The sequence below is a fragment of the Sphingobacterium sp. CZ-UAM genome, from assembly GCF_002000245.1.
In the GTDB taxonomy this organism is placed as follows: Bacteria; Bacteroidota; Bacteroidia; order Sphingobacteriales; family Sphingobacteriaceae; genus Sphingobacterium.
On sequence record NZ_MTCM01000001.1, the window covers coordinates 1,684,181 to 1,706,620 of the forward strand.

A 22,440-nucleotide genomic window follows, 5' to 3' on the forward strand; every position below is an offset into this window, starting at 1 on the left:
CTTCCTTTTCCCCTATCGCCTGATTAAATTGTAGATTTTATAATAGAGTTTCGGGAATAAAATACGGGCATACCCCGCAAACAATACCGGCAGATAGCGATGGGGAAAACAACGGCGCTGAAACAAAAGTGTATTATGTAAATTGAAACCCAAGGGCGAGTGCAAATACTTCAACCGATCTCGTAGCGCGAGCTTTCCAATAGTGATTTCTTCACCCACATAATGATCATTTTCACATTGTCCGACAAATTCGCGCAGTACAAAGACCGGAAAACCATGTTTATGGGCTCTATAAGAGTAATCATGGTCACCACCACTATGGATATAACTGTCACAGAAAACGCCCTCGGCCATGACAACGTCATGGGATACACAAGTTACATTGCCATGGGCGGCTTCGCAGTTTTGGAAAGTGCCATCGGGATAGATAAACTCATCTTTCAGTGTCCACTTGTTTAAATAGTTAAATCCGCCATAACTGAGTCCATTTCCATCCGTATCCAGCGTTGATCCGACATAGATTCCGCCTTTACCAAATTGACTTTTTGCGTATTCATCAGCAGCTTTGATTTCCCGCCATAAGTTTGGGAAGACGACAGTATCGTTGTTTAGCCATAGGTATAAATCATACCCTCCCTTTGCAATTGCTGCCCGCCAGGAATTGTTCATTCCGCCATTCCAAAATAACTGCCCATTTCCGGACAAAATTTCAATATTTGCCTGTGGAAATTCAGCCTTGATTCGTGTTGCCGTACCATCTGTACTCCCATCATCGGTAATAAATAAGGTGAATGTCATATCTAGTTCCGCTATCGGCGCCCCAAACAGACTTGTTAAACATAAAATTGTTTTTTCTATCCGATTAAAAACCGTTATCAATACCGCTACTTGCATGTCTGTATTATTTTATTTTGCCCTTTGTAAAATATCGGCTTAGAATTTTTACCCGGCGCCAAAGGCTAAGTCGATCATAATCATCTAATTTGTTACAGAAAAAGTCGAAATGAAATTGGGGGTTGTAATAAATTGATTTACGGTAGCACTCCCACCATATGTCCATATTCGGGCAAACTGTTTCCCAGGGTTTGACACCATTGTAATGAACAATTCCATGTAAAAGCACATCTTGAAGTTCCTGTTGCGTATAGAGTGGCTGTTCTATCTTTTTCGAGGCCAGTTCAAAAATCTCCAAAGAACCACAAAATACCGGTGGTAATCGTTTAATCTTCCCCTTACAGACGATATTGATGATATCCATATCCTGATAGATATATTGAGACTGATTGACTTCCCTTTCAAAGAGCGGTACAATATGATCTTCGCGTAGCAGCGCTAAATTCAAAATCAGATCTCCGGATAGAATATAATTTTTCCAATCTAAACCGAGGTTATTGATGTACTGCTTTCCTTCCTTTCCCATTGCGCCAGCAAAGTTCACCCCAGCCACATAGCAACTGCTCATATCCGTTGAAAAGAATATATCGGATAGATCATCCCGAAAGATAATATCAATATCATGGTACATGACGACATCATATTCCTTGATCAACTTCGGAATGAGCAAGCGATAATAGGCGGCGATGGTGATATTTCGTATTTCAAACGCGTCACAAAAAATAGTGCCTACATCTTTATAGGTTATCCTAAAGTTTGTATATCGCAGATGTAATTGCTCTAAGAATCCGGATTGAGGATACCTACAGTCTGTTGCATGTAAAATAAATATATCGTAAAAAGTCTGTGCCCTTGCATGCTGTAGCAAGGAGCTGATACACACCCCAGCTGGCATCAACAGATTGTCGTCAAAGCAGAATACGACAGGCACCTTCGTCATCAATTCTTCCATTTATTTAGTGTAGTCATGGGAAAAACACCCTGATTTACTCGTTTCATCCTATTTTATTTTCCAGATATAGCACCCTAGTGTCATACCAGATATAAGGAAGACGGTCAACACAATAGATTGTCCCTAAAAATTTAAAGTTGATTTTCATTTTTCACCAGCAATAGACGCCTTTACCTTCTTCAGCCAGATCCAGCATCTGGGTACCAACCAATAATCACGTAATACGCAGCTTGCGATGAATTTATAATGCCAGGGTAAGGGGGCTATACCGATACAATCATTCGCTTCAGGAAAAATCTCACGCCATTGCTGTAGCACGGCAATTTGATCCGCATTGATCAACAGATTACGCTTAGCCTCCAATTTAAGAACAGCCAGTTCCCTGTCAAGCCCAGCAATATTCTTTTCCGACAAAAATTGCTGGATAAATTGTACATTCAACACACGATCCTCACTTACTGTCTTACTTTTTTGATAGCCCGAGCCGCTAATCGAATCTGTCCGTGTTTTGACATAATAATAAAGTGGTAAGGAAAGGTATTCAATACGGTCCGCATAATAATACAATTGAACTACCGTACGTAAGTCCTCCAGCATGGGCAATCCATCCGGAAACCGGATGTTATACGCACTAAACAAATCACTTTTTATCAACTTATTGCAAACACTTCCTTGCGATTTACCTTCAAAAAATTCTTTCAAATATTCGCTGTATGTAGCCTTTTTGGTCTGAGAAAAGCGTATATAATGATCACCATATACATTATAGATATCGCAAAAGACAATAGCAGCCTGTGTTTTAACCGCTATTTCCATCAATTTTTCTATCATATCGGGTGCAATCCAGTCATCACTGTCGCAATGCAGTATATAATCTCCCTTGGCAATATTCAGCCCCGAGTTTCGTGCCGTAGGAAGTCCTCTGTTTTCAGCATGCTTGACCGTTGAAACCGCCTCTATGCGGTGCGGATAGCACTGTAAAACGCCAAACAACAGTCCCATGCTATTGTCCGTACTGCTGTCGTCAACAAAAATATACTGTATATTGGGGTAGGTCTGGGCAAATAGCGAATGTGCACATTTTTCAATGTAGGGAGCTACATTATAGACCGGGACGATAATTGAAACCAAAGCAGACATAATCACTTGTTTTCCATAAAAGTTAAGATCCGATCTGCGGCCTTGCCATCGCCGTAGGGATTATGTGCAGTAGACATACGTGCGTACTGACAATCATTGTCCAATAAGGCGTTACAGGCACGTATGATTTTTTCTTTATCAGTTCCTACCAGGACAACCGTACCTGCTGCGACAGCTTCTGGCCGTTCAGTGGTATCCCGCATCACCAGTACGGGTTTGCCCAGACTAGGAGCTTCTTCCTGCACACCGCCCGAGTCCGTTAAGATCAAATAAGACCGGTTCATTAGCCAAACGAAAGCCGGATATGGCAGTGGCTCGATCAACAGAACATTCGCTATATTGTCTAAGGTAGCAAACACCTTATCCCGGATTTTGGGATTCAGATGTACGGGAAAAACAATGAGTAGATCAGGCCTGTCCCGTGCAATCATCGTGAGAGATTCACAAATATTGATTATACCCACACCATGATTTTCCCGTCGATGGCCCGTGACCAGGATTACCCGCTTATGCTCGGGTATCTTATTTTTTAAATAGGCTATTTCTTTTGTGGATAGATCTTCAAGCAAGCTGATACTTTCCAGCAATGCATCAACCACTGTATTTCCCGTAACCAAAATTTGATCGGGAGCAACATTTTCCTGCAATAAATTATGCTTGGCCCGTGCTGTGGGTGCAAAATGAAAATCCGCTATCCGTCCGACCAATTGCCGGTTAAGTTCTTCGGGAAAAGGACTTAACTTATTGCGGGTTCGTAGTCCGGCTTCGATATGACAGACCTTTGCTCCACTGTAAAAAGCAGCAAGTGCTCCGGCCATGGCCGTTGTGGTATCGCCATGTACAAAAACAAAATCAGGTTGGAAATCCTCTAATGGATACTTTAAATTTTCAATAATTGCTGCAGTTAGTGTATACAGATTCTGTCCTGGGCGCATCAGATCCAAATCATAGTCCACCTGTATCTCAAAAAAATCAAGCACTTGATCCAGCATTTCACGGTGTTGTGCAGTCACAGCAACTTTCGTCTCGAAATGACTTTTATACCTACCGAACTTCTTGACCAACGGAGCCATTTTAATGGCTTCCGGACGTGTGCCAAATAAAAATAAACACTTTTTTTTTCTCATGGTTTCAAATGTTGATAGTATGCAAACAGGACCTTCGTCCTCCTCTTTCCTAGAAAGAACCGAATGGTTTTATATCGCCAATTCAATACCGGCTTTGCTTGCCATGAACCAGCAAAATGGTGGATACAGTAGGTATTATTTGTGATATTTACGGCCAGGGTCTGCCAGCTTTTGGGGCAGAAAAAATCACTGGGATATAAGGTACAATAGTCTACGAGCTCTTGCAGCGTGTTATCCAACATCAATCCTTTATAGTCACGCATAAACTCGGTTATCGTTTGCGTATTCGTGGTTAGGTCGAGGCTTCCATCCGATTGGTAAAAACTTCTATTTTCATACAAAGCCAATAGATCAGACACCCAACGGCCCTCTTTTTCACTGGCCATTAAGCCTGTGGGCACAAAAAAATTATCTTCAAAACCGGAAAATGCCCGATGTTGAAGTAAAAAGCCATCTAGCGGCTTCAATATTTCCACATCAGTGTCCATATATATTCCGCCCATTTCGCGCAATGCATGCAAACGGCATACATCCGTGACAAATGCAAATTTTCTTTCCTGATATGCTGCCTTCGCATAAGGATATTGACTGAGATCAAAATTATCCTCATTCCAGCACACAATTTGGTATTCAGGAAGATATGTCTTCCATGAGCGGATACATTTTTCTGCCAATGCTGGAAGTGGACCTCGTCCAAACCAACAGTAATGAATAATTTTTGGTATCATAAACGTTATTCCCGCCTCCATTTTTTAACGAGATATAAAACTGTTTTTTTATCGAATTTTAGGATGAATGCTGTCATGAAACTCATTATTCCCACGATGAGACAATTCAGGAAAAATGTAAACCAGGAATTAACCGCTATCAAGGTTGACTTTTTCCAGACAAGAGCCACTGCAAGAACAACGATAAATACCAACATACCTTTGACTATCTTTAACATGAAATAGCCGAATTTCTCCTTCAGGCAATAAGAAGCATATAAGGGTGTAAAAGTCAGATGACTGAATAGCCCCGTCACTAATCCTGCAAGCGGAATCGCATAAATTCCTAAACTGCTATACCGGCAAAGTACCAACACCAATATCAGGTTACTGATCGAAATAAAAATGCCCCAAAACGAAGCCATCTTTAATTTGTTGGTAATAATGAATACATGATAGATAGACTCTATACTCGCATGCACAACAATGGGAATCAATGTGAGTACCGAAATGATATATAAGGTATGACTATCTTCGGCCGGTAACCATAACTTAAAAAAATCCTCCCCATAAGCGAAGAATATGGACAGCGGAATCAGCACAACAAAGAAAATCACCTGAAAAGAAAAATCCAGGTTGTCACGCAACTTATCCATTTCCTGATTAGCATAAGCCTTGAGCATCTCCGGGAGGAATATGGGGACGACAATGCTCAACAGCAACTGCGCCGAATTGGGAATGATCTTGGTTAAAGACAATATCCCCATTCCCTCTGCATTAAAAAACTTATTGGCGATCAGCAGGTCGAGTTGTGAATTGATAACCCCAGATAGTGCCATAACTGAATTCCACATCCCAGCGCTCATTAACAGGGCCAATGCCTTCCAAGAAAAAAGAGTGCGGTTAATCTCCAGCCAGGGCAAAAGTCTCTTGGTATCCCTATAACTTGCACAAAAAAAATAAATGGAAGTCACAAGGGTTATTAAGCCAAGGAAATAGATGTGAGGTTTAAAAAAATAGAATAACGTAACGGTCAGTATCAATCTCGCCAAATTGACAACAATATTATTGAAAGCCAATCTATCGAAACGATTGAGTGCAAAAGCCGCAACCGAGAATACCGCAGAAGCCAGGCTGATAACCAAACTGGTAAAAATAAAAGCAAATAATAACCTTACATCCGCTAATAAGGGGATTGGAATATGAAGGATCCGGTCAATAAATACACAAAATAATAGGCTTACGATCAGAAAAAACAAGACGAAGATCAGATTCCCGTAGAGTACCGAGTTAAAATAAACATTGACATCTTTAAGTTCTTGCTTTTCCAGGCTAATGGTGATATAGCGTCCTGACATCGAATTTAGAGCCGTTGTCAATATACCTGCATACACAACAAAATTGTTGGCCAATGGAAAAAAACCATAGGCTTCTTTACCCAATGTCCCAACGATATAAGGTGTCAGAAAAAAGGAAATTCCGAGTCCCGAAATAGCGCTTAAAAAGTTTGAGCTTAAATTGATCAGAAATCTTCGTTTATCCATTAGCCATGATTTAAAAACTCCTTTTCAAGCATTCGACGCAGCCCTTCTTCCAGCGAAAATGGCGGGACAAAGGATGATTGCATCATCTTCGATGAGTCGTATATGGTTACCGCACAAAATTTCTTAACGCGCACCGAACTTATACTCAGCTTCTTTCGACTCAAAAAAGCCAGCACATCAAATCCATAGCCACCCAGCATACCTAGCCAGTAGGGAATATGAACAGTCGGGATATGTTTATTCAATGTCTTTCCTGTCAATGCGACCAGATCATTTGTATTAAAATCAGGTTTATCAACATAGTTATAGACCTGATAACCTTCCGATTGTTCCCTTATCAAAAAAGCCAAAAAAGCAACCACATTTCCGATATAGGCCATGGATTTCTTGTTCGTTCCCTTGCCTATCATCATAAATTTACCACTGGCGATCTGATGGAATAGGTTATAGACATTTCCCCGATTGCCTTCACCAAAGATGACCGATGGCCGTACAATATTTATATTCCAGTCCGCATGTTTAGTATACCAGTCCTGCAGCAGCAATTCCGCTTTCCATTTGCTGATACCATAATGATTGAAAGGGTCGACCGCCGAATTTTCGTTCGGATTATCCTTATCCAGACCATAGATCGCAACAGAACTGACAAATAGCAGCCGTTTTATTCCATTCAATTCCATTGCCGCCAAGGTATTTTCCATTCCTTTAACATTGATATCATAGTAAAGTGATACGGGTGATACGTCGTCTCGATGTTCGGCCGCCAATAGCACCACAACATCAGTACCCTTCAATTGTTGCGAAAGCAGTTCCAGCTCCATGACGTTTCCAATTTTAGTGATCGATGGAAAGTGTTCGCTCGGATTTTTGTCAATATTGAGCAACTCATATAGATTAAGTTTTTGAAAATGTTCAATCAGATGTGTCCCCACAAAACCTGAACCGCCTATTATTGTGATTTTCATGATTTGATTGTTATTCAGTTGTAGATAGTTGTTCCATTTTTGTTACAGGTTTATATTTATCCGCCATTTATTTTATGCTGTTCAGTCTCGGTCCACTGGATGAACTGACGATCTAATTCATCGCATATCGCTGCATCAATTTTCGTATTGAACTTTCTCGCAAATAACTTATTGTCAGGTTGGGACAGCAATTCCTCCAAATCCGATAGTTGAAAGGTTATGGGTAAGTCTGCGCCTTTTCTGGTCCAGTTATCGTAGGTCAAAGAAGGCATAATATGGATGTCCGGATCTTCAGCTTTCAAATGCATGACTATGGTGTGAAAGAAGAACTCATCGGGACACAATACATCTGAAAAGAAAGAATCCATAGTTTTTTTATTTTTATGGTAAAAGTTGATGATCTTTTTCAATGTATCTATATGAAAAGAAAACCATTGAGATCCCCGGTATGGAGTCATATTCAATGGAATCTCCTTTTTTTTAAAGAGCAGTTTGACTGCACTAAAATGGATTTTCCCTAATACAATCCCTTTTATAGCACTTTTCCAATGGTACCTGGAGACCAGTGTAAAATCTGCCCGTCGGCTGCTATGATTTATCTTAAAAGCACGTATATTTTTTAAATGACGTATTCCGGAGTCGCTGATATTTTCCATGTTCAAAAAATTTACATGTGGATACCTGGCGAGAAAATCCGAGATAAAACCTGTGGATTTGATCGGATAATCTTGACCGCTCATTAAGGTTACCCGCAGTGCTGGGGAGTAGTTTGCATGGAAAACCTCAGTTATTAAATGTAAGGTTGCCCGAATTTGAGAAAAGTCTGCCCAAATACAGTCTACCCGATGTTCAATAAAAACAACGTTTTCTTTGACGATCGTTTTGAAATCATCCATGTTGGACTTTAAATCAACGTGTATGTAAAAAACCGTATCAGGGCCATCCAATTTCTCAATGAGGCGACAGAGTTGATCGGGATACTGATGGACAAGTACTAAAAACGCCTTTGTTATCATGATTAAGTCTTAAAATTCTTTATTGCCTTTTTGAATCTCCATGAATAGCATGCTTAAAGACACGCTAATCAATAGATCTTTTTTAGTATTTTCCCATTTGCTGGCAATTCACTTTTTACGATCTTAGGTTCAGCTAAAGTCCTTTTTTGCTTGACTATAAAACTTTTTATAAAGAGGCACCACAGCAAAATATCGGCGATAATGATAATATTGAGATTGATCAGTTTTATCGCGAGCATATTAAATACGCAGAAAAATAAGGTCAGTGACAGTATTGCGATCATGGCTGAGCGATGGCGCAATCCTTTCTCCAGCAGAAAATGGTGTAAATGATTTCGATCAGGCTTGAAAAGAGGCTTTCTCCTTTTCCAGCGGATATAAATAACGCGTGCCACATCAAACACCGGAACAATCAGTGTAGAGAAGGCCAGCACGATCGCCCCTTCCGAAGCGGGTTTGATATAGGTATTGTCCATCGCAAAACTAATGGCCAAAAAAGCAATTGAATACCCCAGGGTCATACTACCGGTATCCCCCATAAAGATCTGCCGTCGGCGGTTGGTCATGCCAAATACATTGATAAAGAAAAATGGAATCAATACACCGACTGTGATAAATGCGAATAATGCATGTAGCCAAGCACCGTAAAAGATAAAACTACAGCCTAGTACCGCACAGCCCACAGCAACTACCCCCGAACAAAGACCATCTAAGCCATCTATCAGATTAACGGCATTAATCACTAAGACAACGACAAACATGGTAAAAGGGATTCCGATCCAAGGCGAAACTTCCTCAATAAATGCAACTCCATAAAAATTATTGACCCACAAACCCGACAAGGGCAAGAAACTAGCAACAACCAATTGCACCATAAATTTCCATTTATAATCTATCCCGATCAGATCATCACCTATCCCTACGATAAAAAGAATCACCAATCCACACAGCAACATCATGATATAGGGCAAAATTGCCCAGGACTGCATATTTAGATCAATCTGTAGGATCTTAATTATCGCTACTAATGTGACCACAAGGACACAGCACTGAATCGGAGCAAAAGCGACTCCACCCAGGCGCGGTACGATTTTGTGATGTTGCTTGCGCAGGTCAATCGGATCAAAGAGCCGCTTCTTGTATGTTACCAGAATTATTAAGGGAATCAATATCCTACTCAATAGCATAGCCACTAGGGCAGGTATAAGAATATACAGTAAATTCATCTTAACCATTAAATTTTAAACCAACCATCATCTGTATCATCAAAAATTTGCTTTATGTTTTTCAACAAAGTATCGTTAGTATGATTATTTTTTGAGCTTTGTTTAGAGGAAAGACGGCCAGGAAAATAAATTGTCCCGAAAAAAATAAAAAAAATATATTGACCTGTTAGTAGTGGATAAAAACAACAAAGATCCACTTCTGTACAGAAATGGATCCGATTAAACGACCATTCTAAGGATTGAATTGATCGTTCACTGATATTAATTTAATATTCGCTCAGCCTTATTCCTATGCTGTCATAAAATTCAGCTGAAAAGTTTTGTTGATTCCAGAGGCTAGGGACTTCACCAGCGCTGTTGTGCTATTATTTGAAAGAGTAAATATCAGGTCGCCAATTGTATATATCCCACCGTAATTCGGCGCAAAGGGCAGTGTAATGGGCACATTGGTATTTGAGCTATAGTTAGCCGCAAAACTTAGTTGTCCAGCGAGATAGACCTGTTTACCGATTTTAGAATAGTAGGCCGTCGCTGCCACAATAGAGGTTCCCATTGCGATTGGCCAATCTCCGCTCTCTTCTACCGGCAACTCCATCCAACGTTGCACTAATGAATTACCTCTATTGATCAAGGTTTTCCCAAGCGTAATATCTTCAAAAATATGGCCTTTTGGACTTGCATCCGGTCGCTGGGTAGAAATACCACATTTATTGTTATAATAATTATCGATCGCCATTGGATTATCAGTCAATAATTTAATATTAACAATATCGACTTTTAAATTATCCACTTCTTTCAGGCACATCATAAATAATTTGATTCGTGATTGTGTCCCCCCTCCAACGGGGATATACAACCTGTTGATGCCATTATTATTTTCATGCTGTCTCAGAGAATAACGAAACAAGGTTTCACCGGAATAGTCATCTCTCATGGTATCTATGGCATATAAGACTACGCCATAGTCACCCACCGGAAATGCCATTCCCTCATTAAAAATATACTCAATTAAAACAAAGGCATTCTTTTTAAAATAGAAGAAAAGTCCGTATTCAGTAGCGCGCAAAGACAGGTCTATCGCACAACCGAATTTATTATTCGCCGTATCAATGATGCGATGTTTCGTATTTGGCTGTTCATCAAAAAGTTGCTTAGGAGCAGAGTCCCTAAATGTATTTTCTGGTAAGGACTTTACAATCCCCTTCATCTGGTCCAATGACATTATCCGATCAAACTCGACATAGAAAAGTTCATGCTTTCCACTATAGGTTACAAGAAACGGAGTTGCGTATTGTAGAATGTTTACATATTGACTATACGCTACGATATCGATATTATTTTTATTGGGTAATATACCATAACTATTATTTTGTCCTTGGTCGATCAAAAATTTATAAGAATCTATTGTACTCAAGTAACAGAATTTAGTAAATTGGCCCAAATAAAAAGCACATGTCACACGTGGAGACGCAACCCAAGATAAATCCCACACGGTTCCAAGTTTGACACTTCCCGCCCGAATCGCCTGAAAGATTCTTGCGTCGCCCCCCATACGAGCATCTGTCTGAATGATAACATTACTAAAATCATGATTGATGACATCATAATCGGTAAAAATAGATATATAGCTGCCATCTTTATTTGAAATGGTTCCCTTATATGTCGCTTCGTTAAACCACCCTCCTGTTCTGGTAATGATTTCAATACCACGCCAACCATACATGTCGCTGACATGAATATCGGGATCTATTATCCTTCCTGAATTCCAGCCCTCAAATACTTCAAATCGAATACTAATATTAAACATTATCGTAAGTTTACCTGCCAACTCCCATTTTCCAGATGTACTTCTATACATATTATTATTTAGATAATCTGCGTAAAATACATTGTCGATACTGCTGGCCTGGTCCTTCGGAGCTCCGTTTCCGAAAAGATCAACAACGTCTTTAGTCCAAGTGCTCCCACCACCAACTGTTTTTACGTCTACCTGACTACCGGTAGACATATCTAACATACGATAGCCGGTTCCCTTCATATATATGCCGACGGTATAATTCGATAATACCAACGATATCGTTCCCCCTCCGATTAGTTTTGCTCCGACAGAAGAGATGTTAATTCCTATTTTCATACAGTCAGTCCGCAAAAACTGATTAGGCAACAAGCTCTTTATCGGCGATTTCAAATTTTCATTTGAAAAACTACTGTCCGTAGGGTTATGCGTTGTTATCTGATCCCCCGTCCCTAATAATTGAATAAATAGAATAGTTTTTATATCGGTCAGTACCGTGGTCCGTTCCAAAACCTCCAATGTTTTATTTATTTTATACGCATGACCAAGCAATTTCACCAGCCCACCACTGAAAACTGAAAAACGAATTGCCTTATTAATCGCATCAGCGGAATCCTTAAGTCCCAGCACTTCAGCTGAAGGATTGAGTGATGCTGGGCTTACTGCATCAATATCCCCTTCCGTACGCATCTTTAACGACTCAGCCCCAAACCATTCCGGATAGATCACGGGTACCTGCCAGTTTCCTTCCAAAGCCAGATCGGGACCAAAAATCTTTTGAAGATGACCTTCAATCTGAGTACCATTTCCCACCAGCATACCACCATCAATAGACCCACCATTAAACCGCAGTTGTGCATTTTTTGGTAGGGATAACTTCCCGCCATTGAGATGGAAATTATACCGTATTTCATAGATCGTATCTGTGTCAGCAAAGTGTTCCTGCAATAGTGGGCAGATTGATTTGGGGATATTCTGATCAAAAAAACTGATCCCCAATTCCGTCGATGCTACGGAAATGACTGTAGCAGCTGGTGCTACCGTAGTGAATTTTTTCCAGGTGACGATATTTCCCGATATATTTTTATCATAGCCTTCAAAATCTAGGGCATACAGCTTTTTGACAATACCTTCCAATGTATCCGGCGCTTCCCCCTGACTCAAACGCACATACTCGATCAAAACACCTGTATTACCCGCAACAAAGTAACCGTCCCACATAAATTTCATCTCATCACTAGTAAAAGTGATTTCCTTTCCATTCAGCACCTGCGTATAATATTTAAAGTACTTGTCGGCCAAAAAAGAAGCCAACTTTTCGGGAGTTCCATGATCCACTGGATTGACATTGAAATTTTGGTCATAACCACCCATGCCGACGGTAATCGTTCCGGCTGTCTTACAGCCTTGTTTGACGACCAACCTATTGCGATGATAGCTGCCTGCCGACACATAGAGGTTGTTAGTTATCCCATTTAGTCTTATCGTCACTTCGCCCGTATTTTTGGGAAGACTACTGATTTCTACCATGGTCGCGCATCCAATCCCTTCGATAATCCTGCTTTTTCGCAGCACCTTATAGCCCATTCCGGATACCCCTTCCGGATCACTTTTACGGTCTTTAAATTTGAGGACATCAATCCCCGATTCCTGAATTACGGTGAGGTCTTCTTCGTCCGCCTGAACGTCTGAAAGATTTAACGGGCCATTGTTGAGTGGCTCCTGATTAGTCGAATTGTTGTTTTCTAAATTTTCCATCATCGTTTAAAATTGGCTTTTGCAAGGGAGACGGTCGAAGCCCAAAATTGTCCCTGGGAAATTAAAAATAACTGATTGACGGGTTCGATTTAGGCCAAAAAGATCATTGAATAGCCTATTTTTTCTGATTTGATGTTTTTTCTTCGGGACAAATTACAGAGTCGGCCGTCTTACACTTTATAAACTTAAAAACACGCTGTATGTCCACTTTCATAGCAGAATATTTAACCAGCATTTCAGCGGGGCAACTTTTTGTGCTGTTATATTGTACGCTAACGACTTATGCCCTGTATTTGTTGATCAAAAAACGCGATCTTTATCGTTCCTATGTATTAGCAACACTACTGATGATCTTTTTTGTACCGATTTTTGGCAGCATTATTTTTCTGACCACACAGGGCGATCTTCATAACAATGATCAACTGAATGAAAATTAGCAGGGTAGGGAAAGTATATTCACTTTTTATTCGAATTAATTTTTATTGCCTATTGAATAGCCCATATTTAACGCCGACCGATACAAAACCATAATGGTCCTTCTCGCCCTGTACAATTCCGTCCAGATTATCATCCATAGTCAGGGTATGCTGATAATTAACATTCAATGCCCATCGCGGACCATACAGCGTTGTTCCGATCGGGACATCAAATCCGATATTGATCGGAACGACAAGGTAGATTCCGTCATAATTCTGGGGCATCTCGCCCCCTTTCTGCTGGATGCTTTCAATATAGTTAAGTGCAAAATGAGGCGCTAACTTATTTTTCAGGAGTCCGCCCCCCACACCGATATAGGTATTGGACAGCAGACGATAGGCACTGCTGGTCCACAGGCTATACCAATTATAGTCCCGCGAATGTGCAAAAAATTGCCCCAGGCGCAACTTGACATTTAAGTTTCCGGTATAATAGCTATTCGAAAAGCTATTGGCGAAATCCGTGCCGCTCAAGGATCCTTTTTCACCGCGAATACCGACTGAAATAAATGGCGTAAGCAATCCATCCACTTCGGCATAATAGGCAAACTTAAACTGTGTATTCGCCAGATCTGTCGATGCGGAAGTTCCCCCCACACCTAGCCCTATACTAACAGGCCGAGAAAATTGCGCCATTACAATCTCAGTAATACAGCATAAGATACCAATAGAAAGAAGTCTTTTCCTCATGTTCAGAAGTTGATTAAATCAATGATCATTCGGCTTTGCATCTATCGCGAAATCATATCGATAGGCAAAATCCAATGAAGAAGACGGCCCAGAGGATTATATGTCCCAAAAAATTTAGAAAAAGCTAGTACCTATCGTTCGTCTTGCCAATTATTTAGTAAGGCTGGTCTTTTTTTTAAAATATCTCGGGACAAATTACATCGTCAACCGTCTCCTCTAAAAACAGATAAGAATAACCCGAGATATCAGCAGCTGATCCTTCTCAACGCCACCGAGCCCTGCTTCGTAGCGAAAATATTTACCTAAAATGAGTATCGTATTAGATAAAGAGACGTTCGAACGCCATTTTAGAGCCAATCATGAATACCTGTGGTTGCTCGCTTTTCAGTTAGTACAGGATGGAGAAGCTGCCGAAGATATTGTCCAGGATTTTTTTATTGATATATGGCGGCGTCGGGACGAACTTGAAATTCACCACAATTTTCGAACTTATGCCACTGCCGCCATCCGCTACCGTTGCCTGATCCTATTAAAAGATATCCAGCGCAGGCAGTTCCATAAACATCGGCTAGAAATACTCAATAGCCTGCATGAAGAATCGCCAACAACAGAAGAATGGCAACGGATTGAGCAAAGCGACGAAAAAGCGCAGCAGCTCCTGACCCGTCTGCCCCAGGATCGCAAGAAAATTTTTCTGGACTATGTGTCTGGCTTATCCTATAAACAAATCGCTGCAAAATATCATATCTCGCTTAACACCGTAAAAACACAGATGAAGCGAACCTACAGCTTGTTCAGGAAGAATCATCATTAAGTACAACCCCGACCAGCCGCCTTTCCGATACAGTAAAGCAGTTTATACATTAGCTAATTTTTTTTGATCCCGGACTGTCACCCCAAAAGTAACCGACGTATACTATACGAATAAATTGTTTATCGCAGGTATCGAACAATAGATATAAAACTACGAAAGAAACGGGCAAGTATAAAGTCGTTCAATAGGGCTGTAAAAGAAAAGTGTATGAGCGCCAGCATTTAAACAATGCTAAAAAGCCTTAAACGAATTATCAACTGATCGTAACAATAAAAATATGAAAATTAAACCGAACGACTGGAAGCGACTATTGGAAGCATTGGCACAAGGCAGCGCCTGGCAGGATCTGCTGACGCAAGCTCCTTTTGATCAATTGCCGATCGAAGAACGAGAATTATTATATCGACTCGGCGAACAAGGTCATTTGCCCGAAGCAATTCAGCGGTTGCAGCAGTTGGATACCGACCGCTCCTGGGATCAGCTCGAACAGCATATTGCCCCTACCCGACAAAAATGGTCGTGGATCAGCCGTGCGGCGATCTGGCTATTGCCCTTGGGTCTAAGCGGGCTCCTGTATAAGGCCATCGACCCGCCAGCAGCCCCTAACAGGCCGCCAGAACAACAGGTTGCAGCTCCACTGGACCGTAACAAGGCAACCTTGCGGTTGGCCAACGGCCAGGAGATTAACCTGACTAAGAACAGCTCCTTCGCTGAAATTATACAGGCTAACAAAAGCTATTCCAATGCTTTAGACCAGAATTCGGCCAACCAAATTAAACAGCTCCCCACCCAATATAATGAACTCCGTGTGCCACGTGGCGGCGAGTACAGCCTTACGCTGGTTGATGGTACCCATGTCACTCTCAATGCGGAAAGCCGCCTACGATTTCCGGCCAGCTTCGAACAGGCTACCATGCGGGAGGTATTCCTCGAACAGGGCGAGGCCTACTTTGAAGTAAAAAAAACAAACGATAAACAACCTTTTGTCGTCCATGTAGACGATATGGATGTACGGGTCTTAGGTACCTCGTTTAATGTGAATCGTTACGACAAAACCTATAAGACCACTTTAGTGGAAGGTCATGTTGCTTTGCAGGTTTCAAAAACAGGGCAAACAATCCATTTGACGCCAGGACAACAGGGCAACTTTCAACCGCAAAACGCCCAGCTCCATAAATTAACAGCAGACCTCGATCAGGCTTTAGCATGGCGGTCCGGCCTTTTTATTTTCGATGGTGAGCCCCTGCAACAAGTGATGGAGCAAGTCGGCCGATGGTACAACCTCGATATCCATTTTGAGTCCGAAAAACTCAAACAAATCCATTTTGGAGGAAAATTACAACATTATGAAAGGGTTGACAAACTTCTGCCATTTATTGAGCAGGTGGGCAATATCCGCCTTGAGCAAAAAGATGGAACTATTTATATCCGAAAACGAACCGAAATAAATTAATCCAATATTATGAAATTCAAAAAAAACAGAACGCTTTATTACCTCTTATTGCTCGGGGGCCTAACAATAAGCACCTTGGGCTGGGCGCAGCAATCCGTCAGTATCAAGCTAAAAAAAGCAAATCGCAGTTTCGCCTTGCAGCATGTAAAAAAACAGGTCAACATGCAATTTCTTTACAACGAGGATGACCTGAACAGCTACCCACCGATAGACCTAAATCTACAAGGGAAACCCTTAACGGTGGTGCTCGATCAGATTCTGAAAGATACCGAACTGGCTTATCGGATCAACGATAACCTTGTCACGATCTCTTTACGTAAAAACAATAGCTCTCCCTCACAACAGGAAGAATTATTGATCAAAGGAAAGGTCTTTGACCAACAAGGAACTCCACTCGGTGGTGTAAATGTAATAGAACTCTCAACTAGACGTGCAATTTATACCTCCAATACCGGAGAATATCAAATAAAAGTACCAAAAAAAGATGCAGTCATCAAAGTGAGTTTTATCGGAAAACGATACCAGATCTGGCCCGTGAATAAAACTGACAATCCCCATGTCCTAGAGAAAAACTTTGTATTAATTCCAGAAGATAACCAGATCAACGAAGTGGTGGTAACAGGCTACCAAAATATCTCACAACGGGATATGGTCGGCGCATCCTCATCCGTAAAAATGGATGATATCAAAATTGCGGGTATCAATCAGGTCGATAAACTATTGCAGGGTCGCTTGCCAGGCGTGATGCTAGTCAATACCTCCGGTTTAGTCGGGGCAAAGCCGCGATTGCGGGTTCGGGGCACATCCACACTGCTGGGTAATCAGGAACCGGTCTGGGTTGTCGATGGGATTATTCAGGAAGACCGCATTCCCTTCGATTATAAACAGCTCAACTCAATTACCCCTGGTAGTTCAATGGATGCCATCAAAAATATGATCGGCAGTGCTGTCTCCTTTCTTAATGTAGATGACATCGATAACATCACTGTCTTGAAGGACGCCGCCTCCACAGCAATTTATGGGGTGAAAGCCGCAAACGGTGTCATCGTCATCAACACAAAAAAGGGAAAGATAGGTGATGCCATCGTTAACTACAATACCAATTGGACATTATCCCAACGTCCAAATTACGGGCAATTTCGATTAATGAATTCCAAACAGCGCATCGATGTATCCCGGCAGATTTATCAGGATAATCTCAAATTTAGCCGGTTTCCCGACCGCGTATCCTATGAGGGTTTGCTGCAGGATCTATTCAATAAAAAAATTACCCAAGACGAATTTGTGACAAAAGTAGCGCATTTGGAGACAGTCAATACCGATTGGTTTGACCTGCTTTTTCAGACGCCATTAAGCCAGACACACAACCTTTCCCTGTCTGGCGGAACAGAGAAAGTACGCTATTATAGCTCCGTGGGTTATCTCTATGACAAGGGAAATACCATAGGAAATGAACAAAAACGCTATTCAGCAGCCTTAAATATCAGCAGCCAATGGAAAAAAAATGTCAATTTAGGATTTAAGGTAAATGCCGGCTCAGATAACACAAAAGCCTTTTACCAAATAGATCCTTTCAATTATGCGTTTAATACCAGCCGAAGTATTCCGGCTTTTACCGAACAGGGGGACTATTATTTTTATACCGTCAACGGTTACAACTATAACATCTTAAATGAGCGTGACCAGACCGGAAACAATAACAAAAACAATACCGTAGCCCTGGTAGCTAATGTAGATTACAAATTTTTAAAATTTTTTAATTTCCAGTCCATTTTCTCTTACGGACTAAACCAGACAACTGGAGAAAGCTACGCGACAGAACGCAGCAATTCGATAACAACACGCAGATATTATGAATATGGCACCGTTATGCCGGGTACCGCTGAATATAAAGCAGCTACTTTACCGCATGGTGGCGAACTTAATGGCATGCGCATGAACAATCATAACCTAACCTGGAGAAATAGCCTGTTATTCAACCATCGCTTCCGGGAAAACAAAGATGATTTGAATGTGATGCTGGGTCAGGAGATTCGGAGCACCGCTTATGAGGGAATTTCTCAGACCAATTACGGTTATCTTCCCGCACGGGGAAAGACTTTCACTATGCCACCAACTACGACGCACAATTCTTTCGGCACTCGAAGTCCTAACACCATCTATGACGGAATTGTTCCGTCGATAACGGACCGCCTGTCTAATTTTGTATCCTATTTTGGAACGGCAACCTACAATTTTCAGCAAAAATACATCTTTAATACCAATATCCGTCTTGACGCCTCCAATCGCTTTGGTCAATATACAAATCACCGTTTCCTACCGATCTGGTCGGCTGGATTCAAATGGAATATTGCCGAAGAGAAAGTTTTTGACCAGCTCACTTGGCTTGATCAGTTCTCTACTCGCCTCTCTTATGGTTTCCAGGGCAATGTTGCCGAAAATTTTGGTCCCGATCTCATCTTACAGATTGTCAGAACAGATTCCGATACCGGCGAGTCCATGTTAACGGTGCGCAGTCTGGCATATCCAGACTTACGCTGGGAACGCAATAAAACGGTTAATATGGGGCTTGATTTTGCCTTTTTCAAGAACCGCCTGTCAGGAACCTTCGAATATTACCACAAGAAAGGTCTGGATATTATTATTGAAAAAGATATACCCCTGGAATATGGACTTCGAAGAATGCCGATCAATGGAGGAGATATCCGTAATGACGGTTGGGAACTTGCGCTAAACTTGGGCTTGATCCGGAAATCCAATCTTGGCTGGGATTTGGGTTTTAACACGGCACGCGCCTGGTCTTCCATCAACCGTTCCAGCAGTGCCATAGCCAATCAATGGCAAAGTGCCATCTCTGGGGGCGGCTACAAAGAAGGCTTTCCCGTTTCGGGGATTTTTTCCTTTGCCTTTGCCGGCCTGAACCCCAAAAATGGTATTCCGCTGTTTCCGGCCATGGATCCTGTTAAGAATCCGGCCGTATTGAGCGATATCACCAAAGCATTAGTCTATTCCGGACAGCTTGACCCAAAGTTTACCGCCGGAATTAGCAATCAGATTCGCTATGGGAACTTTAGCCTTGGTGCATTTTTCTATTTAAGTACAGGCAGTATCAAACGTCTACCACCCTTATTTGATCTCAATATCGCCGTGAACTCAGCACCTGATGCTGGCAAAAATTTACCGTTGGACCTGATTAATCGCTGGCAGAAACCAGGAGACGAAATCATGACCAATATTCCCTCATTACCAAATGCTGAGGAGGTCCGTGAAGACTATATCATTGGTTTGCCAAACTTCAATAATCAGGGAAGTCCAGGTTATGCAGCTCGGGGCATGTATGATTACTCCACGGCAAGGGTCATCTCAAATAACTTTATTCGACTTAAAAATCTCGATCTTGCCTATACCCTGCCAAAAAAAATAACGCAGCATTGGGGGATCAAGTCCTGCCGTATTATGGCTTCTGCCACAAATCTATTTTATATTGCCAACAAAGGGCTCCAGGGGCAGGATCCGGAAGTTGATGGCAATAACCTGCCCATAAACAAGACTTATTCCTTTAGTTTAAATATTGGTTTTTAAAAAAAAATGAAAAAATACATTCATAAAGCCTTACTCTTAGGCCTGCTTACGGGATGCTTATCCTGTCAGAAAAATTTTTTAAAAGAAAGTAGCCAGGATCTTATTCGTCCGACGACCACAACTGATCTGAATCAGCTGTTGATGGGTGTTGGCTATCGTGAAGGGTGGGATCCACCGATTGATATCCTGACCGATGATATTACCTCCACTTTTGACAATAAAGAGCAGCATATCAACATCCTCAACAAATATTATGCTCTATTTACCTGGCAACCCGATTTGTTGGATCAAACAATACCAAAAAATCCGATCTTTGACCTCTGGTCTATTGCATATCAACGGATCAAAGGTTGTAATTTGGTTCTGGACAATATCGACAAGGTCAGTGGTCCGACGGAAGAAAGAGAGAATATTCGCGGCCAGGCATTGGGACTTCGGGCCTATTATTACTTTATGTTAGTTAATTTTTTTGCACGTCCCTATGCAGCTGCGAAGGATCCGGCAACCGAACTCGGCGTACCCTTGATGTTAAATGCGGAGGTTTCTGACACCCCCCAACCCCGGGCCAGCCTTCAAGCCGTTTACGAGCAGATTGAAATGGACCTGATCAAGGCCATATCCCTACTGGACCAGTATGGCGTAAAAAATCAAATTTATAGGCTTAACAATATCGCCGTACGCTTTATTCTATGTCGGGTGTACCTCTACCAGCAACAATGGGATAAAACTATCCAATATGCAGATGCCGTGCTGCAGTCCAAGTCCATTTTGCAGCAGTACAGCAAACTCAGCGGCAATGAATTCGCGGTAGCAGATCCTCTCAGTTCACCCGAAGTGGTCTGGTCAATTGGTAGTAGCAATGCTCAGCTTAAATTTATGAACAGCATCAATTATGAACCTCTTGCTTTCGACGTAGATGAAAGTTTAACCAAACTACTCGACAGCAATGACTTACGATTGAAATTTGGTTTTACTGCTATTGGTGTGCATCCTTTTAGAGCCAAATATGGCGATACAAATGGATATGCATTGCGCACTGCTGAGATTTACCTCAATCGTGCCGAAGCTTATATCCAAAAAGCGCTGGGTGGCGATAAGGCTGCCCTCGAAAAAGCATTGTCTGACATCAATACACTAAGGAGTAACCGTCTCTTGACCTTCAGCCCCCTGTCCAGCCAGGATCCGCAGGAACTCTATGATTTCTATAAGGCCGAACGCCGCCGGGAACTTTGTTTCGAAAATCATCGTTGGTTCGATCTCCGTCGCTGGGGAATGCCTGAGCTGCAGCATAGCATTCAGGTGGCTCCCGGACTACCGGAAACGTTCATCCTGAAGCACAATGACCCCCGTTACACCTTACAGATACCTCGTGAAGCTATGCTTTTAAATCCCAAATTAACTCAAAATCCACTGAACTAATGAAAAAAACAAAACTATTTTTTGGTGTGGTCACATTAATGCTCGCTATGGCTGCATGTACCAAAAAAGAAGCCCCCCTAGTGGCTGGGGGGCCGAATATCCTCTATACTTTACCGCAAGGTAGCCACGATTATGATTCCATCATTTTAGCATTTCAGAAGAAATACCATACCTATATATTGTATCGGTTTAACATGAGAGATTTCGATGCTTCGCCGCTAAAGAATGGAGTAAAAAACGCATACCTGCTCGGTCCTGCAGATGAGGCCTACGTGGGCAAATTGCTTACTTTTCTACAACAGCATTGGTTTAAGTACTACCCCGACTCGTTTCTCAAAGAAAATTTACCGTTTAAACTACTGCTTACCGCCGAAGCAAAGTACACACCAAAAAAGGATAGCATTTGCTCAGCGTGTACCATATATAACCAGATAACGATTGGAAATGCTTCGCCGCAACTCGATCGGATGAGCACAGTAGAAAAAAAAGCATTTGTCAATGCAATTCACAAAACCTTTTTCCAATATATGAAAAATTGGAATAAACTAATTTTTCCCGAAGAATTCGGGAAAATCAGCAATTATGAAATTAAACCTGATGCAAAGAATTATCAGGCCCTGGGGTATGTCACTAAATCTCCAGGTAGTATAGTTGAAGATGCTTTCCAATATATCCTTTTAATTACCTCAACACCAAAGGACCAATTGGATAAAGGTGTATTGGATCCGACAATAGATAGCTCCGGCCTGATCGGTAAAAAGTATAAGCTATTGACCGAATATTACAAATCAAAATATCAGATTGATTTACAATCCATTGGCAATGCGACAACATTTTAATAGAAAAACAAAATGATAATTAGTATAAACATTTTAAATCCAT

At 41.5% G+C, this 22,440-nt stretch carries 17 protein-coding genes; 6 read left to right on the forward strand and 11 right to left on the reverse strand.

Going from position 1 to position 22,440, the window contains the following annotated elements; genetic code table 11:
- Positions 1-12 precede the first annotated feature (12 nt).
- The 10 genes from BWD42_RS07280 to BWD42_RS07330 form a co-directional block, all read right to left on the reverse strand.
- Complete coding sequence (locus BWD42_RS07280) at positions 13-894, reverse strand: glycosyltransferase family 2 protein (RefSeq protein WP_077434552.1); 882 nt, start codon at positions 892-894, stop codon at positions 13-15.
- 7 nt (positions 895-901) lie between these two features.
- Complete coding sequence (locus tag BWD42_RS07285; RefSeq protein WP_077434554.1) at positions 902-1,846, reverse strand: glycosyltransferase family 8 protein; 945 nt, start codon at positions 1,844-1,846, stop codon at positions 902-904.
- 144 nt (positions 1,847-1,990) lie between these two features.
- On the reverse strand, positions 1,991-2,986 hold the full coding sequence (locus tag BWD42_RS07290; protein WP_077434556.1) for a glycosyltransferase family 2 protein: 996 nt from the start codon (positions 2,984-2,986) through the stop codon (positions 1,991-1,993).
- Between the two features lie 2 nt (positions 2,987-2,988).
- Complete coding sequence (gene wecB, locus BWD42_RS07295) at positions 2,989-4,113, reverse strand: non-hydrolyzing UDP-N-acetylglucosamine 2-epimerase (protein ID WP_077434558.1); 1,125 nt, start codon at positions 4,111-4,113, stop codon at positions 2,989-2,991.
- Entirely contained in the window at positions 4,110-4,841 is a 732-nt protein-coding gene (locus tag BWD42_RS07300; RefSeq protein WP_077435883.1) for a glycosyltransferase family 32 protein, read from the reverse strand. The genes wecB and BWD42_RS07300 overlap by 4 nt, the downstream gene beginning before the upstream one ends.
- Positions 4,842-4,846: 5 nt before the next feature.
- Entirely contained in the window at positions 4,847-6,364 is a 1,518-nt protein-coding gene (locus BWD42_RS07305; protein ID WP_077434559.1) for a lipopolysaccharide biosynthesis protein, read from the reverse strand.
- Positions 6,364-7,329: an NAD-dependent epimerase/dehydratase family protein gene (locus BWD42_RS07310; RefSeq protein WP_077434560.1), complete on the reverse strand. Its 966-nt coding sequence runs from the start codon at positions 7,327-7,329 to the stop codon at positions 6,364-6,366. Before BWD42_RS07310 ends, BWD42_RS07305 begins: the two co-directional genes overlap by 1 nt.
- Positions 7,330-7,385: 56 nt before the next feature.
- Entirely contained in the window at positions 7,386-8,345 is a 960-nt protein-coding gene (locus BWD42_RS07315; protein WP_077434562.1) for a beta-1,6-N-acetylglucosaminyltransferase, read from the reverse strand.
- Between the two features lie 68 nt (positions 8,346-8,413).
- Positions 8,414-9,571: an MraY family glycosyltransferase gene (locus BWD42_RS07320; protein ID WP_077435885.1), complete on the reverse strand. Its 1,158-nt coding sequence runs from the start codon at positions 9,569-9,571 to the stop codon at positions 8,414-8,416.
- 289 nt (positions 9,572-9,860) lie between these two features.
- Positions 9,861-13,127 (reverse strand): hypothetical protein, encoded by a 3,267-nt coding sequence (locus tag BWD42_RS07330; RefSeq protein ID WP_077434566.1) that lies wholly within the window; start codon positions 13,125-13,127, stop codon positions 9,861-9,863.
- A 197-nt stretch (positions 13,128-13,324) separates the two neighbouring features.
- Between BWD42_RS07330 and BWD42_RS07335 the strand changes: the two genes are divergently transcribed.
- Positions 13,325-13,561, forward strand: a complete 237-nt coding sequence (locus tag BWD42_RS07335; RefSeq protein ID WP_077434568.1) for a hypothetical protein — start codon at positions 13,325-13,327, stop codon at positions 13,559-13,561.
- Positions 13,562-13,603: 42 nt separating this feature from the next.
- On the opposite strand, the gene BWD42_RS07340 is transcribed toward BWD42_RS07335, so the two are convergent.
- Positions 13,604-14,290, reverse strand: coding sequence for a hypothetical protein (locus BWD42_RS07340; protein ID WP_139351046.1), 687 nt, complete (start codon positions 14,288-14,290; stop codon positions 13,604-13,606).
- Between the two features lie 307 nt (positions 14,291-14,597).
- Here BWD42_RS07340 and BWD42_RS07345 point away from each other — a divergent pair, with 307 nt between their 5' ends.
- The 5 genes from BWD42_RS07345 (at position 14,598) to BWD42_RS07365 (ending at position 22,397) form a co-directional block, all read left to right on the forward strand.
- A complete protein-coding gene (locus BWD42_RS07345; RefSeq protein WP_077434572.1) occupies positions 14,598-15,104 on the forward strand; it encodes a sigma-70 family RNA polymerase sigma factor in 507 nt (168 codons plus the stop codon).
- A 277-nt stretch (positions 15,105-15,381) separates the two neighbouring features.
- Positions 15,382-16,557, forward strand: a complete 1,176-nt coding sequence (locus BWD42_RS07350) for a FecR family protein (protein ID WP_077434574.1) — start codon at positions 15,382-15,384, stop codon at positions 16,555-16,557.
- Between the two features lie 9 nt (positions 16,558-16,566).
- Positions 16,567-20,139 (forward strand): SusC/RagA family TonB-linked outer membrane protein, encoded by a 3,573-nt coding sequence (locus BWD42_RS07355; protein ID WP_077434576.1) that lies wholly within the window; start codon positions 16,567-16,569, stop codon positions 20,137-20,139.
- 6 nt (positions 20,140-20,145) lie between these two features.
- The gene (locus BWD42_RS07360) at positions 20,146-21,558 is read left to right on the forward strand and encodes a RagB/SusD family nutrient uptake outer membrane protein (RefSeq protein ID WP_077434578.1); all 1,413 of its coding nucleotides are present in this window, start codon (positions 20,146-20,148) and stop codon (positions 21,556-21,558) included.
- On the forward strand, positions 21,558-22,397 hold the full coding sequence (locus tag BWD42_RS07365; RefSeq protein WP_077434580.1) for a putative zinc-binding metallopeptidase: 840 nt from the start codon (positions 21,558-21,560) through the stop codon (positions 22,395-22,397). The genes BWD42_RS07360 and BWD42_RS07365 overlap by 1 nt, the downstream gene beginning before the upstream one ends.
- Positions 22,398-22,440: the final 43 nt, after the last annotated feature.

Bases quoted from the DNA above. Each gene is read 5' to 3' on its own strand.
- BWD42_RS07290 (WP_077434556.1), bottom strand. From the start codon at position 2,986: ATGTCTGCTTTGGTTTCAATTATCGTCCCGGTCTATAATGTAGCTCCC.
- wecB (WP_077434558.1), bottom strand. From the start codon at position 4,113: ATGAGAAAAAAAAAGTGTTTATTTTTATTTGGCACACGTCCGGAAGCC.
- BWD42_RS07315 (WP_077434562.1), bottom strand. From the start codon at position 8,345: ATGATAACAAAGGCGTTTTTAGTACTTGTCCATCAGTATCCCGATCAA.
- BWD42_RS07305 (WP_077434559.1), bottom strand. From the start codon at position 6,364: ATGGATAAACGAAGATTTCTGATCAATTTAAGCTCAAACTTTTTAAGC.
- BWD42_RS07300 (WP_077435883.1), bottom strand. From the start codon at position 4,841: ATGATACCAAAAATTATTCATTACTGTTGGTTTGGACGAGGTCCACTT.
- BWD42_RS07280 (WP_077434552.1), bottom strand. From the start codon at position 894: ATGCAAGTAGCGGTATTGATAACGGTTTTTAATCGGATAGAAAAAACA.
- BWD42_RS07355 (WP_077434576.1), top strand. From the start codon at position 16,567: ATGAAATTCAAAAAAAACAGAACGCTTTATTACCTCTTATTGCTCGGG.
- BWD42_RS07335 (WP_077434568.1), top strand. From the start codon at position 13,325: ATGTCCACTTTCATAGCAGAATATTTAACCAGCATTTCAGCGGGGCAA.
- BWD42_RS07320 (WP_077435885.1), bottom strand. From the start codon at position 9,571: ATGAATTTACTGTATATTCTTATACCTGCCCTAGTGGCTATGCTATTG.
- BWD42_RS07310 (WP_077434560.1), bottom strand. From the start codon at position 7,329: ATGAAAATCACAATAATAGGCGGTTCAGGTTTTGTGGGGACACATCTG.
- BWD42_RS07340 (WP_139351046.1), bottom strand. From the start codon at position 14,290: ATGAGGAAAAGACTTCTTTCTATTGGTATCTTATGCTGTATTACTGAG.
- BWD42_RS07285 (WP_077434554.1), bottom strand. From the start codon at position 1,846: ATGGAAGAATTGATGACGAAGGTGCCTGTCGTATTCTGCTTTGACGAC.
- BWD42_RS07330 (WP_077434566.1), bottom strand. From the start codon at position 13,127: ATGATGGAAAATTTAGAAAACAACAATTCGACTAATCAGGAGCCACTC.
- BWD42_RS07345 (WP_077434572.1), top strand. From the start codon at position 14,598: ATGAGTATCGTATTAGATAAAGAGACGTTCGAACGCCATTTTAGAGCC.
- BWD42_RS07360 (WP_077434578.1), top strand. From the start codon at position 20,146: ATGAAAAAATACATTCATAAAGCCTTACTCTTAGGCCTGCTTACGGGA.
- BWD42_RS07365 (WP_077434580.1), top strand. From the start codon at position 21,558: ATGAAAAAAACAAAACTATTTTTTGGTGTGGTCACATTAATGCTCGCT.
- BWD42_RS07350 (WP_077434574.1), top strand. From the start codon at position 15,382: ATGAAAATTAAACCGAACGACTGGAAGCGACTATTGGAAGCATTGGCA.